General features: G+C 40.2%; 17 protein-coding genes. 13 read left to right on the top strand and 4 right to left on the bottom strand.

The window, feature by feature from the left end; all coding sequences use genetic code 11:
- Positions 1–25: 25 nt before the first annotated feature.
- The 4 genes from N8A89_RS17585 to N8A89_RS17570 all read right to left on the bottom strand — a co-directional run bounded on the left by N8A89_RS17585 (position 26) and on the right by N8A89_RS17570 (position 3,597).
- A complete protein-coding gene (locus tag N8A89_RS17585) occupies positions 26–1,330 on the bottom strand; it encodes a serine hydrolase domain-containing protein (RefSeq protein ID WP_281540378.1) in 1,305 nt (434 codons plus the stop codon).
- Between the two features lie 108 nt (positions 1,331–1,438).
- Positions 1,439–1,888 (bottom strand): GNAT family N-acetyltransferase, encoded by a 450-nt coding sequence (locus N8A89_RS17580; protein WP_281540377.1) that lies wholly within the window; start codon positions 1,886–1,888, stop codon positions 1,439–1,441.
- Between the two features lie 11 nt (positions 1,889–1,899).
- On the bottom strand, positions 1,900–2,808 hold the full coding sequence (locus N8A89_RS17575; protein WP_281540376.1) for a bifunctional metallophosphatase/5'-nucleotidase: 909 nt from the start codon (positions 2,806–2,808) through the stop codon (positions 1,900–1,902).
- A gap of 3 nt (positions 2,809–2,811) precedes the next feature.
- Positions 2,812–3,597, bottom strand: a complete 786-nt coding sequence (locus tag N8A89_RS17570; RefSeq protein WP_281540375.1) for a 5'-nucleotidase C-terminal domain-containing protein — start codon at positions 3,595–3,597, stop codon at positions 2,812–2,814.
- Positions 3,598–3,642: 45 nt separating this feature from the next.
- Here N8A89_RS17570 and N8A89_RS17565 point away from each other — a divergent pair, with 45 nt between their 5' ends.
- The 13 genes from N8A89_RS17565 (at position 3,643) to N8A89_RS17505 (ending at position 16,047) form a co-directional block, all read left to right on the top strand.
- Complete coding sequence (locus N8A89_RS17565) at positions 3,643–4,176, top strand: DUF6913 domain-containing protein (RefSeq protein ID WP_281540374.1); 534 nt, start codon at positions 3,643–3,645, stop codon at positions 4,174–4,176.
- A gap of 3 nt (positions 4,177–4,179) precedes the next feature.
- Positions 4,180–5,070, top strand: coding sequence for a 4-hydroxy-tetrahydrodipicolinate synthase (dapA, locus tag N8A89_RS17560; protein ID WP_281540373.1), 891 nt, complete (start codon positions 4,180–4,182; stop codon positions 5,068–5,070).
- Between the two features lie 110 nt (positions 5,071–5,180).
- The gene (locus N8A89_RS17555) at positions 5,181–6,011 is read left to right on the top strand and encodes an outer membrane protein assembly factor BamD (protein WP_430682043.1); all 831 of its coding nucleotides are present in this window, start codon (positions 5,181–5,183) and stop codon (positions 6,009–6,011) included.
- Between the two features lie 12 nt (positions 6,012–6,023).
- Positions 6,024–6,356 (top strand): DNA-directed RNA polymerase subunit omega, encoded by a 333-nt coding sequence (locus tag N8A89_RS17550; RefSeq protein ID WP_281540371.1) that lies wholly within the window; start codon positions 6,024–6,026, stop codon positions 6,354–6,356.
- Positions 6,357–6,361: 5 nt separating this feature from the next.
- Positions 6,362–7,567 (top strand): bifunctional phosphopantothenoylcysteine decarboxylase/phosphopantothenate--cysteine ligase CoaBC, encoded by a 1,206-nt coding sequence (gene coaBC, locus N8A89_RS17545; protein WP_281540370.1) that lies wholly within the window; start codon positions 6,362–6,364, stop codon positions 7,565–7,567.
- A 12-nt stretch (positions 7,568–7,579) separates the two neighbouring features.
- Positions 7,580–8,446 (top strand): type IX secretion system protein PorD, encoded by an 867-nt coding sequence (porD, locus tag N8A89_RS17540; RefSeq protein WP_281543312.1) that lies wholly within the window; start codon positions 7,580–7,582, stop codon positions 8,444–8,446.
- 54 nt (positions 8,447–8,500) lie between these two features.
- Positions 8,501–10,153: a DNA repair protein RecN gene (recN, locus tag N8A89_RS17535; protein WP_289644687.1), complete on the top strand. Its 1,653-nt coding sequence runs from the start codon at positions 8,501–8,503 to the stop codon at positions 10,151–10,153.
- A gap of 77 nt (positions 10,154–10,230) precedes the next feature.
- Positions 10,231–11,037, top strand: a complete 807-nt coding sequence (locus N8A89_RS17530; RefSeq protein ID WP_281540369.1) for an enoyl-ACP reductase FabI — start codon at positions 10,231–10,233, stop codon at positions 11,035–11,037.
- A gap of 73 nt (positions 11,038–11,110) precedes the next feature.
- The gene (locus N8A89_RS17525; protein ID WP_289644686.1) at positions 11,111–12,124 is read left to right on the top strand and encodes a glycosyltransferase family 2 protein; all 1,014 of its coding nucleotides are present in this window, start codon (positions 11,111–11,113) and stop codon (positions 12,122–12,124) included.
- Between the two features lie 26 nt (positions 12,125–12,150).
- Complete coding sequence (locus N8A89_RS17520; RefSeq protein ID WP_281540368.1) at positions 12,151–13,083, top strand: CdaR family protein; 933 nt, start codon at positions 12,151–12,153, stop codon at positions 13,081–13,083.
- Positions 13,080–13,664, top strand: coding sequence for a dephospho-CoA kinase (gene coaE, locus N8A89_RS17515; protein WP_281540367.1), 585 nt, complete (start codon positions 13,080–13,082; stop codon positions 13,662–13,664). Before N8A89_RS17520 ends, coaE begins: the two co-directional genes overlap by 4 nt.
- An 83-nt stretch (positions 13,665–13,747) precedes the next feature.
- Positions 13,748–15,328, top strand: a complete 1,581-nt coding sequence (locus N8A89_RS17510) for a sensor histidine kinase (RefSeq protein ID WP_281540366.1) — start codon at positions 13,748–13,750, stop codon at positions 15,326–15,328.
- Positions 15,329–15,333: 5 nt separating this feature from the next.
- Positions 15,334–16,047, top strand: a complete 714-nt coding sequence (locus tag N8A89_RS17505; RefSeq protein ID WP_281540365.1) for a response regulator transcription factor — start codon at positions 15,334–15,336, stop codon at positions 16,045–16,047.
- Positions 16,048–16,077: the final 30 nt, after the last annotated feature.

Genomic DNA, 16,077 nt, shown 5'->3' with positions numbered 1-16,077 from the left:
TATTAAGGATTTAAGATAGCGATTGTTACTTACTTTCAGTTAAGGCACCATATACAATTTTCTCCAGTTTTGAATTAATATCGGCGTTATCGGGAGAGCTCAGGACTTGCCGTAATTGTATTACGATGAGATCGTTCGTAGGGTCTATCCAAAAAACGGTACTAAAAGCACCGCTCCAGCTGTAGGTGCCATTGGGTCGTAGGGGATGGCCATCCGCCACATCAAAACCAAAACCGAAACGTGCTGTCCCCCATGGATACGAAATGGTATCTATTTGATCCTGATGCATGATTTGCGCGGTTTCCGTTTTTAAAATCCGTTTACCTCCTAAGATTCCGTCGTTCAGCATGGCTTGGCAAAAGAGGAAATAATCGCGCGCCGTACCGGTCATGCCGCTACCTCCGGAATGGTAGGTTTGCGCTCCTTGCGTAGGATAGTTGGGAATATACCAGGGACCCATTGCGGAGTCCACCTGGGTAATCCCTCCTTCAGGATCGGGTACGAATACCTTTGGAAGGTCGGTCGTTAGGGAATCGTTGAAATAAAAGTCCAATTTTTCTATCCCCAACGGTTTTGTGATATGCTCACGGATGTAATTATCCAATTTTTGTCCGGAGGCAACTTCCACTACGCGTCCCAAGACATCGGTATTCAGACCATACATCCACTGGGCTCCTGGCTCGTGCATTAAAGGAAGATTTCCCAATTTGCTCATAGTTTCGGCAACGGTCATGGGCAAATAGGTGCTCAAGTCGGGAATACCATGCTTGGCCAGAATGGCACCATGTACCGGGGGATTTGTAAATGCATAGGGTACGCCGGCGGTATGGGTCAATAACTGCCGCACAGTAGGGGCTGATGCGGAGGGTGTGCTGGTCCACGTCGTATCTGCGGGATTAAAATTGGTAAGTACTTCAGTTTCGCTGAAGGTGGGAATGTATTTGCCAACGGGGTCATCCAGGTTCAATTTTCCGTTCTCCACCAATTGCATGGCCGCCACGGAGACCAGCGGTTTGGTCATGGAGGCCATACGGAATAAATGGTCCTTTCTATAGGGTATTGTTCGTGATGAATCCGACCAGCCCACCTCGGATTCATAAATAATTTTTCCGTCTTTAGCCACTAGTGTGACGGCTCCCGGGTATTTGTTGGCCTCTACAAATTCCATCACCATATCATCAATTTTGGCCAAACTATCCGCTATCATGCCCACTGCACTGGGTTCTGCAAATTGAAACTTTTCTACGGCTGCAACGGTCTTGGTTTCCGTTCTGCAGGAAGCTAGGATGGTTAAAATGAAGATTAAAAAAATAAAATGGAACGGTTTCATAGGGATGGGTGTTTGGTTAATTGTGGTCTAAGTTCGTTATTCTTACTATGATTTTTTGGGATTGGAGATTGGGTTTGTGAGAAAGTTTTTAACAGAGAAGTGCAAAGACTAAAGCTCCTTTCTAAAACAAACGCTATTCTCAACCCCTTCGTAAGGCGGATAATTGGGAATTACAGTATAATCGTTTTTTTTGTAGAGTGCGATAGCTTCGGGTTGACGTAATCCTGTTTCCAAAACACAATGGGAATAGCCCAGCTCTTTTGTCCATTTTTCCAATTCGGACAATAGGAGGGAAGCGATTCCCTTGCCACGTGCAGCAGGTTCTACGAACATCCGTTTAACCTCCATTGCGGAAGCATTGAAACGCTTTATAGCTCCGCAACCTAAAAAGGTATCATTCTCGTAATAGACCACACAATGCTTTAGTACGTCTATTCCGTTAAATTGGGCATAGAAGGCATTGTCGGGCCCATCGCGCAAGGCTAAATCGGCATCCAAGAGTGCCACTAATTTGAAAAAATCAGGATTTGAGGAGTCTGTTCTTAGGATTCGCCCCATCTGAATATAATTTATACGGCAATGGATACCCCATCCGTAGTAATTCCGTTTTCATCAAAGTAAAAATCGATACGACCTAAGTTGATGCCATAACAGCCCACCTGGTTCACTAGAATCTCCCTACCCTCGGCATTGACTACGATAGTCGGTTTGTCCAAAAAGGTATGGGTATGCCCTCCTATGATAAGGTCCGTGTGTTTGGTCTTTGAGGCCAATGTCATATCGTCTGGGCGATTTTCATCATTATAGCTATAACCCAGATGGGAAAGACATACGATTAAATCGCATTGTTCCTCCTCCTTTAATCGGCGTTCCATGTCGGTGGCGATTTCATAAGGATTCAAATACTCCGTTTCCTTATACAGCGTTTTGGTGACCAGGCCAGCTAGTTGAATGCCTAGACCATAAACCCCAATTTTAATACCATCGCGCAAATAGGTTTGATAGGGTTTCGTGAACCCGGCCAGTACCGTTTTGCTGAAATCGTAATTGGAAGAAATAAAATCGAATTTGCCGTAGGGGATTTGCGCCAGAAGACCATCGACTCCATTATCAAAATCGTGATTACCGATTGTGGCGGCATCGTAATTGAGCATGGTCATCAATTTCATTTCCAATTCGCCGCCATAAAAATTGAAATACGGGGTTCCCTGAAAAATATCACCGGCATCAAAGAGCAGCGTATTCGGATTCCCCTCTCGTATGGATTTCACCAGACCGGCTCTACGCGCCAAACCACCCAATCCCGGAAAACTGGAATGGTCTTTTGGGAAAGCATCAATATGACTGTGCACATCGTTGGTGTGCAATATGGTCAGATGACTTTTTTTATTCGTTCCACAAGAATTTAAGGATAGCCCACCCGCTCCAATAAAGGATGCCGTGGCCAGCGTATGATGTATGAATTTTCTTCTTTCCATGTGCTAGTTCAATTTATAAAAACGATCATCTACTTTGGGCGATAGGGTATCGACTTTAGAGAAATAATCGATCATCGCATTTCTAATTTTATAATCGATATCGGTTATGGTAATGGCATCTTTAAAGAATACCATATCATCGCCACCGCTTACCAAATAGTCCGAAGTAGCTATATAATAGTGTTGGTCCACGACAAATGCCTTTCCTTGTACTAGAATTTTATTGATGCTGTCATCTTTATTCAGAACCACCTGTATACCGCCCAAGGGATGCGCTCTTTTGGATTGGATGATATAATGTATCATTTCTAAAACCGATTTCCCGTTCAGTTCTACCACAGCAATATTATTTTCAAAAGGCATTACCTCGTAGGCCGTTCTGGCGGAAACGTTCCCTTGAGAGATGATGGATCGAATACCACCGTGGTTCATCAATACAAAATCGATTTCCTTTCCTGTGCGCTTTTTAAAGATGGGGTTGGCTTCGGAGAGCATAAGGTCCGCCATGAGATTTCCTGCAGTGGTGTTGTATGCCCCATCATCTTTCGTGATTTTATAGGGGGCGTAGGCCAGGGTACTGTCCAACATGGTGTTTACCCGATTATGGTAAGGGGCTATGAAATTTTTAATCTCCGGCATTTCCGCCCATGAACTGTCTATGGCTATTTGTTTTCCCTCTATTTTACTGATGGAGTTGGGTTGCCGCTGACAAGAGCTGAAAATCAGTATTGTTGTAAATATAACAAAATGTTTAATTTTTAAAATCCTAAACTGTAGTAACTTCGCCATAGAGTTGAAGGGATATTATTTACATTTGTAGAAATGTAAAAATACATGTTTTTAAAAGGAATTAAGGACAAGTTTAAGCAGAAATCCGGTCGCAAATTTATCAAGCAGGCCCTAGCAAATCCAACGGAGGAAAGTACTAGAGGAAAGGGAATACGGAAGCTGGGATGCATAGTGGATTTAGATAAGTTTCAGGATTCCGACGTTTTTTATGAGTTTCTGGAGGAGTTTAAGCTGACGCCCAATGCCGTGAAGATTATTGGTTATAGAAGCTATTACGATAAAAATTCGCCGTACTCCACACCTGTTTTTTCCGACAAGGATTTAGGTTGGAACGGGGATATTGAGAATAGCTACGCACTGGAGTTTTTAAGTAGGGAATACGATTTGTTGGTGAACTATTACGATGAGGAAAATTTGCTTTTAAACTTAATGTCCGTTAAAACCAAAGCACGTATTAAAGTAGGTTTCAAAGGTGTAGGACCGGAATACAACGATTTAATATTGGATACCCCGCTTAAGGATTTTAAGACCTTTAAAACAGAACTGAAAAAGTACCTGGGCGTATTCAAAGAGATATAGGTTATGGAACAATTGAAGGGCACTGGTGTGGCTTTGGTAACACCATTTAAGGAAGATGGGAGCTTGGATTTAAGCGCACTTAGGGCCATAGTAAACCATTGTATCGACGGCGGCATAGATTACCTCGTGGCCATGGGAACAACGGCGGAATCGGTTACCTTAACCGCTGATGAAAAGGATTCGGCGATTCAGGCCATATTGGAAGCCAATGCAGGAAGATTACCCGTAGTGCTCGGCGTGGGCGGTAATAATACCCAGCAAATAGTAACGGAATTGCGTTCAAGAGACCTTACTTCTTTCGCTGCCCTACTTTCCGTTTCTCCTTATTACAACAGGCCAACCCAAGAAGGTATCTATCAACATTTTAAGGCAATTTCAGAAGCTTCGCCCATACCGATAATCCTTTACAATGTTCCTGGCAGAACCGGCAGCAATATGTTGCCTGTTACAACGCTTCGTTTGGCAAATGATTTTGAAAATATCGTAGCCATCAAGGAAGCGTGTGGAAACCTAATCCAAATTATGGAAATCATAGAAAAAAGACCTAAAGGGTTTTTAGTGCTTTCCGGAGACGATATTAACACGTTGCCGACTCTCTTAGCCGGTGGTGAGGGTGTAATTTCTGTAATAGGTCAAGGACTTCCCGCCGAATTCACTCAAATGGTACGGCTTGGTTTAGCCGGTGATGTAAAGGCTGCCTACAATCAGCACTATGCATTGCAAGAAGGAATGCAACTTATTTTTGAGGAAGGAAACCCCGCAGGTATCAAGGCCCTTTTTGAGTTATTGGAACTTTCAAAAGCTTTTGTACGGCTTCCATTGGTGGAGGCTAGTGCCAACTTAAAGATCAAAATCAAGTCCTTTGTTACTTCCCTTACAAAGATTCCTGCTTAAAAAGTTACGTTAAATCTTACCCAAAATCAGGCGGATAACCCCGAAATCAAGTTAATTTTAGACCGCCAAAAATGTTTTTTAAATCCGTTGAGAATCACTAATTTTGCAAAATGTTTTTTAAAATGAGGCAATTCTTTTTTCTTCTTGTAGCGGTCATTGTCCTTTCCTCTTGTAGTGAGTACCAAAAGGTACTTAAAAATGAGGATGTTAAGGCGAAATACGATGCAGCCGAGAAGTATTATGAAGAAAAGGATTTTAAGCGCGCTAATAGACTTTTTGAGCAAATAGCACCAAAGTATGTAGGTAAACCTCAGGGCGAGCGTGTAATGTTCTTTCTTGCCAACACTTATTTTGAACGTGAGGATTACAACATGGCCGGCTATCAGTTCGAGCGGTTCGTAAAGTCCTATCCCAAGAGCGATAAACTGGCAGAAGCAACATTTTTGGGCGCCAAGAGTTATTATGAACTTTCACCAAAATACTCTTTGGACCAAACCGATACGGATAAGGCCTTATTGAAACTTCAGAATTTCATAAATGCTTACGCCGAGTCAGAATATTTTGCTGAAGCTAACGCCATGGCAAAGGAGTTAACTACCAAGAAAGAAAGAAAGGCCTACGAAATTTTAAAACAGTACAATAGGTTAGGAGAGTTCAACTATGATATGTTGAAATCGGCCGTAGCCGCAAGTGATAACTTTGTTTCGGATTACCCGGGTTCCGTTTATAGGGAAGATGCCCTGTTCGTTAAGTTAGAAGCAACGACCTACATGGCAATGAATAGTTTTGAAAGTTTACAAAAAGAGCGTTTGCAGAGCGCTAAAGCTGCCTACACGGTTTTAAAAAAGCAGTATCCGAATACGAAATACGAAGAAGAAGCAACAGACTTAATAAATAAAATTGAAAGTGAACTGCAAAAGTTCACCACAGAAGCAAAATAAATAGTTTTCATTATGAATATGAACGATCTTAAGAATTCTAAAGCACCCGTATCAACTGTAACTATCAATAGGAACGAGTTTGATGAAAAAACAGATAATATTTACGAGGCAATCTCCATTGCGGCCAAACGTGCCGTTCAGATCAATTCCGAAATAAAAAAGGAATTGTTGGAAAAATTGGAAGAGTTCGCAACGTATAGCGATAGCTTGGAGGAGGTATTTGAAAATAAAGAGCAGATAGAAGTTTCCAAGTTCTACGAAAAATTACCAAAACCACACGCAATGGCAGTAGAGGAGTGGTTGATGGATAAAATATACCATAGGAACACAGAGAAAGACGCATAGTTGATATGTGGAGTGGCAAGAACGTCCTTTTAGGCATTACCGGAGGAATCGCCGCCTACAAAACTACTTTCCTTGTCCGTTTATTGATAAAAGCTGGTGCTAACGTTAAAATCATTTTAACGCCTAGTGCCAGCTCTTTTGTTTCCCCTCTTACCTTAGCCACACTTTCTAAGAATCCTGTAGTAACCGATTTTGAGAAAACGGAAGCCCATACCACCGATTGGAATAATCATGTGGAACTGGGGCTATGGGCAGATTTCATGGTCATTGCTCCCGCAACCGCCAATACCATGTCCAAAATGGCCAACGGAGCCTGCGATAACTTGCTTTTGGCCACCTATTTATCCGCAAAGTGTCCCGTCTTTTTTGCTCCTGCCATGGATTTGGATATGTACAGGCATCCAAGTACAGTTGCCTCAATAGAAAAATTACAATCTTTTGGAAACGTAATGATTCCTGCCACCTCAGGAGAACTGGCTAGCGGACTGCACGGTGAGGGGAGAATGGCGGAACCGGAGGAAATCATTGCACATATTCATAAACATTTATTGGCCGGACTTCCATTAAGTGGCATAAAGGTTCTAATAACGGCTGGACCCACTTACGAAGCCATAGATCCAGTTCGGTTTATCGGAAACCATTCATCCGGACTCATGGGGTTTGAGTTAGCAAAAACGGCAGCAAATTTAGGTGCCGAGGTGTACCTTGTTTCAGGTCCAACACACCTTACCGTTGACAATAACGCCATTCATTTGATTAAAGTGGTTTCAGCTGATGAAATGTATGATAGGGTACACGACCATTTTTCAGATGCCGATATCGTTATATGTGCTGCGGCCGTTGCAGATTATAGGCCGAAAACCATGGCGGAACAAAAAATTAAAAAATCCGACGAAAACCTTGAATTGGCGCTTGTTAAAAACAAGGATATACTTCTGTCCTTGGGAGAGGCTAAAAAACAACAATATCTTGTAGGTTTTGCATTGGAAACCGAAAATGAACTAGAGAACGCCAAAGAAAAGCTTAAGCGAAAGAACCTGGATGCTATCGTGCTGAATTCATTAATGGACAAGGGAGCAGGTTTCGGTGGCGATTCTAATAAAATTACTTTTATAGATACCAATTCCAATATAGAAACGTTTGAATTAAAAACCAAGGCAGCCGTTGCCAAGGATATTTTTAATGAAATCATTAAGAGACGCTATGCGTAAGCTCCTTTTTTTATTTGTTTTGGTTGCGTTGCCTTATCCGTATGCGGACAGGAACTAAATTTTAATATAACCGTAAACTCGGATCAGTTATCACAAGGTGACTTACCTATATTTAATACGTTGGAGCGCTCCTTAAACGATTTCGTGAATAAAAATAAGTGGACGAACCGAGTATATAAGGAGAACGAACGTATCAATGGACAAATGTTCATTACGATAACCGAATACGAGTCCAACAGGTTTAAAGGTAATATTCAAATTCAATCGTCAAGGCCGGTTTACAATACCTCTTATGAAACTCCGGTTTTTAATTACAAGGACAATCAATTTAATTTTCAATATATTGAGTTTCAGCCCCTAGTCTATAATGAAAATGTATTTGAATCGAATTTAATCGCTGTGGTCTCTTACTACGTTTATATCGTTTTAGGCCTGGATGCGGATACCTTTTCTTTAGAAGGGGGAACGGATTTCTTTAGAAAGGCACAGGGAATAGTTACCCAAGCCCAGGGAACAAACTTTGCGGGTTGGAGCCAATCTACCGATCGTAGTAGGTTTGAACTGGTAGACAACCTGCTGTCAAACACCTATAGAGAATATCGTGTGGCCATGTACAATTATCATAGGAAAGGGATGGACATTATGGCCGATAATAATAGTACGGGAAAGCAAGTAGTAGCGGGAACCATGAAATTGTTCGAGACCATGATTAATAGAAGACCTAATGCATTTCTGATATCCACATTTTTTGATGCCAAGTCAGACGAAATCCAGAATATATTTTCGGATGGTCCCAAAGTGGATATCGTAAAGCTTAAGGAAACGCTTACCAAGATTGCTCCCTTATATTCCAGCACCTGGAATGATATAAAGTACTGACCCTTTTTTCAAATCAGAATATAGATTACCTTTGGTTATCTAAATTTTTGAAGTTTGTTATCCAATCTTTCTATTGATAATTATGCCCTAATTGACGCCCTAGATGTCCAATTGGATGAGGGTTTCACCGTGATTACGGGTGAAACGGGGGCGGGGAAATCCATCTTGCTGGGAGGTCTTTCCTTGGTGCTGGGGAAACGTGCGGATTTATCCCTTCTTCGCGATAAGGAAAAAAAATGTATTGTCGAGGCCGATTTTAAAATTTCGGATTATGGGCTACAACCATTTTTTGAAGACAATGATTTGGATTACGAGAAGACTACCGTTATTAGAAGGGAAATTTTACCTAGTGGAAAATCGCGCGCCTTTATAAACGATACCCCTGTTACCTTGGATATCCTTTCAGAACTTGGGGATCGATTGATCGATGTGCATTCACAGCATCAGACTTTAAAGCTTACGGAGAATGATTTTCAATTAAAACTAATCGATGCCCTGGCGGATAACAAGAATCATTTAATTAATTATTCCGAATCGCTGTCCAGATATTCCAAAGTTCAAAAGGAGCTCGAAAAGCTCATCGATTTTCAGCAAAACGCAACCAAGGAACAAGACTACACGACATTTTTGCTTAACGAACTGGAGTCCGCCCCCTTAAAAGAGGGTGTTATGGAAGAATTGGAAGAACAACAGGAACAACTGAGCAACGTAGAACTGATACTGGAGCAACTTTCCAAGGCCGACCAACTTTTTAATGACGACCAGATTGGCGTAATGGCGTTGGGTACGGAAATAAAATCAGCCATTTCAAAATTAGCTGGATTCGGTAAACAGTATGCGGAATTATTTGAAAGAATTCAATCCGCCTTTATAGAACTGGATGATGTAAATTCCCAGCTTCAAGATTTCCAGGAAGGGGTGGAAGTCAATCCGTCTATGTTAGAAGAGGTAAACGCAAAACTACAACTGTTATATAATTTACTCAAAAAGCATGGGGCTAGTGACATTTTAGAACTGATAGCTGTCAAAGAATCCCTGGCTGCAAAGGCGCTTGAAACAGCGAATGTGGAAGAAAACATTGCCTTGAAAACAAAGGAATTACAGGAGTTGACATCTATCTTGGAGGAGCAGAGTCTGGTTTTACGGGAAAGGCGCCAAGCTGTTATTCCCGACCTAAAAAAGCAATTGGAGGAGAAATTAGCCCTATTGGGAATGCCGAGTGCCGCTTTCCAAATTACTTTAAAAGTAGCAGAGGATTTTAAGGTTAACGGAATGGACGATCTTTCCTTTTTATTCACTGCGAATAAAGGAAGTGATTTTGGTTTGTTGAAAAAAGTAGCCTCTGGCGGGGAATTATCAAGAATTATGTTGGTGATTAAATCCATATTGGCCAAATACGAGAAACTGCCCACCATTATGTTCGACGAGATAGATACAGGGGTATCCGGTGAAATTTCCAACAGAATGGCAGACATTATGCGAGAGATGAGCGGAAAAATGCAAGTATTCTCCATTACCCACCTTCCGCAAGTGGCTTCCAAGGGAAACCACCATTTTAAAGTTTTTAAATCTGAAGAAGAGAACCGTACCAAAACCGATATGAAAAAGCTGTCCAGTGATGAGCGCATTGTGGAGTTGGCCCAGATGTTGGGTGGAAAAAACATATCGGATTCTGCAATGGCCCACGCGAGACAGTTATTAAACTAAATTGTGTCTTGGATTAAAATCCGTTTTAACATATTTTAAATATCTTTGATTAAATCTAATTTTTTGAACCAACTAACATGGCTTATAACTTATTAAAAGGTAAAAAAGGAATCATATTTGGAGCATTGGACGAAAACTCAATCGCTTGGAAAACTGCCAAAAGTGTGCACGATGAGGGAGGTACGTTTGTATTGACCAACGCTCCTATTGCCATGAGGATGGGACAAATTAAGGTTTTGGCAGAGGAGACGGGTTCTGAAATTATTCCAGCTGATGCCACCAGTGAAGAAGACCTAGAAAATCTAGTAACTAAATCCATGGAGATTTTAGGTGGGAAACTGGATTTTGTCCTGCATTCCATTGGGATGTCTGTAAATGTTAGAAAAGGTAGGTCATATACGGATGAAAATTATGATTTTACAGCAAAGGGCTGGGATGTTTCCGCGCTGTCTTTTCATAAAGTGATGCAGGCACTATATAAAGCTGATGCAATGAAAGAGTGGGGTAGTATTGTAGCGCTTACATACATGGCCGCTCAGCGTACTTTTCCTGACTATAATGACATGGCAGATAATAAGGCATACTTAGAGTCCGTAGCACGTAGTTTTGGGTATTTCTTTGGCAAAGAAAAGAAGGTGCGGGTAAATACTATTTCTCAATCGCCTACTGCAACCACTGCCGGGCAAGGGATAAAAGGTTTTGACGGCTTTATAAATTATGCCGAAAAAATGGCACCTTTGGGCAATGCTACCGCTCAAGACTGTGCAGATTATACTCTTACACTTTTTTCCGACCTTACTAGAAAGGTCACCATGCAAAATCTTTTTCACGACGGAGGATTTTCCAATACAGGAGTTAGTCAAGAAGTGATAGATAAATTTTAATATCGCCGAAAACCCCATCAATAAATTAATTTTTGATTTTTAAACCTGGGCTTTCAAATAAAGAAAAGTAACAATGGATTTATATTTTTCTTTTATTGTTCCGGTTTTCAATAGGCCTAATGAGATTAGAGAGCTTTTAGATAGTCTTATTGCGCAAACTTTTGGAAAGGAGTTCGAAATTGTTATTGTAGAGGACGGCTCTACCGTATCTTCCAAGGATATCATTGGGCAGTTTTCAGATCAACTCAATATCTCTTACTACGAGAAACCGAATTCAGGTCCGGGAGATTCCAGAAATTACGGGATGCGGGCGGCAAAAGGAAATTACTTTATTATCCTGGATTCTGACTGCATACTGCCGCCTGAGTACCTTTCAGAAGTAAAAAAACATCTGGAGAACGATTTTGTGCATTGTTATGGAGGGCCAGATGCGGCTCATCCCTCATTTACGCTGGTGCAAAAGGCAATAAATTATGCGATGACCTCCTATTTGACCACAGGTGGCATTAGGGGAAAGAAAAACTCGGTAGATAAGTTTCAACCGCGGAGTTTTAATATGGGAATTTCAAAGTTTGCTTTTGAAAAAGTTGGGGGATACGGAAATATTCATCCCGGGGAAGACCCAGATTTAACCATACGTATCTGGGAAGCCGGATTTGAGACGAAACTAATACCGGATGCTTTTGTTTATCATAAGCGACGAATAGACTGGAAAAAGTTTTATATCCAGGTAAAAAAATTCGGTATGGTCCGGCCAATTTTGAACAAATGGCATCCAAAGACCGCAAAGTTGACTTACTGGTTTCCGTCACTTTTTATTTTAGGGATTTTGGTGTCCGTCATGTTGCTTTTTTGGAATATATGGTGGCCCATACTGGTTTTTGCCGGCTATTTTGTTCTTTTGTTTATGGATGCGTTTCTTAAGACTAGGAGTATACCTATAGCATTAACGGCCCTGTTGGCCGTAGTTATTCAGTTTTTTGGTTACGGGTTCGGTTTTTTGAAATCTAGCCTTTACCTTAACTTTACGCAGAGAGCACCAGAGTCAATATTCCCAAATTTGTTTTTCAAAAAAAATAAGCAATAGTGGTTTTAGAATGGATACGTTCGGGTTTGAAAAAAAGAAAGGTCAAAGTTTTTCTGATAATTCTTGCTTTTTCTGCACTTGCTTGGTTTATAAATAATCTGTCATTTTCCTATAACAGTACTACCTACTTCGAACTGGATTATGTTAATACGCCCAAAGAGCTATTATTGACTAATCAGCCCAAAAATACCGTAGAGCTTAGGTTACAGGCTTTAGGGTTTCAATTTTTAGGGTTTGAATTGCGAAAAAAGAAAGTTTCCATAGATATGTCTAAATTAAAACGTAAAGATTCAATATACTACATTTCCCCGGATATATACCGTAAGCAAATTGAAGATCAATTACCAAATTCAATGACCTTGTTGGAAATAGAGGACGACACCTTATTTTTTAATTTTACTACGCTGGTAACCAAAGAGGTTCCGGTAATTCCAAGAGTGAATTTTAGTTTGGCCACTAATTTCATGTTAGAGGACTCAATTAGGGTAAGCCCGTCCAAAATTGAAATAACGGGTGCAAAAAATGAAATAGATACCATTACCGGCATACGTACGGCTTATCTGGAATTAAAAAATGTGGACAACGCTTTTGTGAAAAATGTTGGTTTGATTAAACCTAAAAGTTTGGAAACCGTAGTCTTTTCGTCTAATACCGTCGAAATTTCCGGGCAGGTATTTCGATTTTCCGAAAATATCATAGAAGTTCCCGTAACCGTTGTTAACCTTCCGGATAATGTGAAAGTGCGTACCTTTCCGGGCAGTGTTCAAGTACTTTGTCAAGGTAAATTGGAAAACATGAAGGAATTTGAAACAACTGATTTTCATGTCGTTGCTGATTATTCTAATGCTTCTGGAACGGACAATAATACTTTGCCGATTACCTTGGAAGAATATCCGAAAGACATTAAGAATGCCCGTTTATTGGTCAATGAAATAGAATTTATACTCTTAAGGGAATGATGATTGTTGGGTTAACGGGTGGTATAGGTAGTGGAAAAACCAAAGTGGGCAGTTTCTTTACCGAATTAGGAGTTCCGGTATACAACTCCGATATGTGGGCAAAAAAGTTGATGGAATCCTCCAAAAAATTAAGGAAAGGAATACGTGATTTATTTGGTGAGGAGGCATATCTCGGGGACAAATTAAATCGTCCGTACATTGCCCAATCAGTCTTCGGGGACAAAACGATGCTAAACAAACTAAATGAGCTTGTTCATCCGGCAGTTAGGAAACATTTCCTCAAATGGGTGGATAAACAGGATGCCCCCTACGTCGTCCAGGAAACGGCACTTCTTTTTGAGAACAAAGCCATGGATTTCTATGATAAAACTATATTGGTAACAGCCCCGGTAGAAGTCCGTATCAAGCGTGTAATGGATAGGGACGGTGCCGATAGAAAAGCCATAATAGCAAGGATGGATAATCAATTAGAAGATTCTAAAAAAATAGAATTGGCGGATTTTGTAATAGAAAATATCAATTTGGAAGAAACAAGGGTAAAAGTTGGGGAGTTAAACTCCGCTATCCTTGAATATTGCTAAGGCTTACCAAATTTTAACATTTTTGTTAAGGTTAGGTTAAACGTACAAGGCACTACCTACTAAATATTTAATTTTAACATAAAATGAACAAGAGGTTATTCGTGCTCTTAGTTATCCTGATGAGCTTGTCGCTTATAGGATTGATTTTTGTTCAAAGTTTTTGGATTAAAAAATCGGTCGAGGATAAGGAGGAACAGTTTTCTAACATCGTTTCAGAGGCTTTAAATAGCGTTACGCTGAAAATTGAAGAGCGGGAGAGGAAAAACTATTTTGATAGATACCTCCGGGCTAAGGATAGTGTAGGGGATTTAAAGGGAACTCAATTCACTAACTTCTTTTTTATTAATAGGGATGTCAATTCCAATGAAATACTGCTTTACGAACATGGTATTTTAGAAGAGGATTATGGCATTTCCTCTACGTTCTTTGATAATGGTGATGGTGGTGATACCACTGTCATTAAAAATTATACCAGCAAACGGACAACTTCGGTCTTTAAGGAGGACTACGATTTAGACGGTAAGAGTTATCGTTTAGACCCTATTCAGCGTATTGAGAAAATAGGAGGTCTTTCGGCCATGGAGAAAGCCGCTATGGAAGATGTTTTTGGCACATACGCAAAACGGGTGCCTATCCATAAACGTGTTTCCAAACAGGAGATAGAACTTTTGGTACAGCGAGAACTGGAAAATAGGGGAGTGGATATCGATTTTGAATATGGGGTTTATAGCAATGGACTTCCAACTAAAGTAAAATCCAGAAAGTTCAAGTATTCCGAGACTAACGTCTACAAGGCACATATGTTTACGGATATTGAGGGAAATTCCACTTTTGATCTCTTGGTCTCCTTTCCAAAGAAGAAGCGTTTTCTGGTGCAGTCAATACTGGGTCTTGCGTTGTTATCCTTATTGTTTACCTTGATTATAGTGGTGGCCTATTCCGGCGCTATCTATCAGCTTATAAGGCAAAAGCAGATTTCGGAAATCAAAACGGATTTCATCAACAATATGACACACGAGTTCAAAACACCGATAGCTACTATCAACTTGGCAGTAGAAGCTATTAAGAACCCGAAGATAATCGGTGACAAGGAAAAGGTCTCTCGTTATTTACAGATGATCCGGGACGAAAATAAACGAATGCATGCCCAAGTGGAAAATGTCTTGCGGATCTCCAAACTGGAGAAAAACCAATTGGACATAAGTAAGGATAGGGTAGACGCACACGACATCATAAAAGACGCCATTACACATGTGGAGTTAATCGTTGCTGATAAGGGTGGTTATATTAATACGCACTTAGAGGCTGAACGTTCGGAAGTATTGGCTAATGAAATGCATTTGACCAACGTTGTCGTGAACATGTTGGATAATGCCATCAAATATTCCCCTAAGGCACCAAAAATTGATGTTTTTACAGAGAAGGCCAAGAATTTTATAATTATAAAAGTAAGAGATCAAGGTGCTGGCATGAGTAAAGCGGTTCTAAAAAGGGTTTTTGAAAAATTTTATAGAGAACACACAGGAGATATTCACAACGTAAAAGGTCACGGATTAGGGTTGGCCTACGTAAAAAAAATAGTAGATGATCACCAAGGTGAAGTATATGCGGAAAGTGAAAAAGGAAAAGGAAGTACTTTTTACATTAAACTGCCTTTAATTTAACAATAATGGAAACAATAAATAAGAAGATTTTATTAGTAGAAGATGACCCAAATTTTGGCATCGTACTTAAGGATTATTTGTCCATGAACGACTTTGATGTTACCCTAGCTAAAAACGGCATGGAGGGATTTGAGAAGTTTAAAAAGGACAATTATGACATTTGTATCCTAGATGTAATGATGCCCTATAAAGATGGTTTTACCCTCGCCAAAGAAATTAGGGAGAAGAATGAGAATGTTCCAATCGTTTTTTTAACCGCCAAGACTATGAAGGAAGATGTTTTAAAAGGATACAAAGCCGGTGCGGACGATTATCTGAACAAACCGTTTGACTCTGAGGTGCTTCTAATGAAACTTAAAGCAATACTTCAAAGAAAAGCATCTAATAGTTTAGCTGATAGTAAGAAATTTGAATTTAAAATTGGTGGTTTTCACTTAAATTCAAAATTAAGGTTCTTAAAATATAAGGACGAGGAAGTCATTAAGTTGTCTCCAAAAGAAAATGAATTATTACGCTTGTTGGCCTTACATGAAAATGATTTGATGCCTAGGGAATTAGCACTCACAAAAATTTGGAGAGACGATAATTACTTCACATCAAGAAGTATGGATGTGTATATCGCCAAATTACGTAAGTATCTAAAGCGTGACGATACTGTGGAAATACTGAACATTCATGGAGAAGGTTTCCGTTTGGTCATAAAAAATGAGGACGAATGACCTTTGAGGTTCTTAAAAGTTAGAAAGCAT

Source organism: Maribacter aestuarii, assembly GCF_027474845.2.
GTDB lineage: Bacteria > Bacteroidota > Bacteroidia > Flavobacteriales > Flavobacteriaceae > Maribacter > Maribacter aestuarii.
This window is presented reverse-complemented; position numbering and strand designations above follow the sequence as displayed.

Excerpts from the sequence above, each read along its gene's own strand:
- N8A89_RS17585 (WP_281540378.1), bottom strand. The coding sequence starts at position 1,330 with ATGAAACCGTTCCATTTTATTTTTTTAATCTTCATTTTAACCATCCTA.
- N8A89_RS17550 (WP_281540371.1), top strand. The coding sequence starts at position 6,024 with ATGAATATGAACGATCTTAAGAATTCTAAAGCACCCGTATCAACTGTA.
- N8A89_RS17575 (WP_281540376.1), bottom strand. The coding sequence starts at position 2,808 with ATGGAAAGAAGAAAATTCATACATCATACGCTGGCCACGGCATCCTTT.
- N8A89_RS17525 (WP_289644686.1), top strand. The coding sequence starts at position 11,111 with ATGGATTTATATTTTTCTTTTATTGTTCCGGTTTTCAATAGGCCTAAT.
- N8A89_RS17570 (WP_281540375.1), bottom strand. The coding sequence starts at position 3,597 with ATGGCGAAGTTACTACAGTTTAGGATTTTAAAAATTAAACATTTTGTT.
- N8A89_RS17565 (WP_281540374.1), top strand. The coding sequence starts at position 3,643 with ATGTTTTTAAAAGGAATTAAGGACAAGTTTAAGCAGAAATCCGGTCGC.
- coaE (WP_281540367.1), top strand. The coding sequence starts at position 13,080 with ATGATGATTGTTGGGTTAACGGGTGGTATAGGTAGTGGAAAAACCAAA.
- N8A89_RS17505 (WP_281540365.1), top strand. The coding sequence starts at position 15,334 with ATGGAAACAATAAATAAGAAGATTTTATTAGTAGAAGATGACCCAAAT.
- N8A89_RS17555 (WP_430682043.1), top strand. The coding sequence starts at position 5,181 with ATGTTTTTTAAAATGAGGCAATTCTTTTTTCTTCTTGTAGCGGTCATT.
- N8A89_RS17580 (WP_281540377.1), bottom strand. The coding sequence starts at position 1,888 with ATGGGGCGAATCCTAAGAACAGACTCCTCAAATCCTGATTTTTTCAAA.
- N8A89_RS17530 (WP_281540369.1), top strand. The coding sequence starts at position 10,231 with ATGGCTTATAACTTATTAAAAGGTAAAAAAGGAATCATATTTGGAGCA.
- dapA (WP_281540373.1), top strand. The coding sequence starts at position 4,180 with ATGGAACAATTGAAGGGCACTGGTGTGGCTTTGGTAACACCATTTAAG.
- N8A89_RS17510 (WP_281540366.1), top strand. The coding sequence starts at position 13,748 with ATGAACAAGAGGTTATTCGTGCTCTTAGTTATCCTGATGAGCTTGTCG.
- coaBC (WP_281540370.1), top strand. The coding sequence starts at position 6,362 with ATGTGGAGTGGCAAGAACGTCCTTTTAGGCATTACCGGAGGAATCGCC.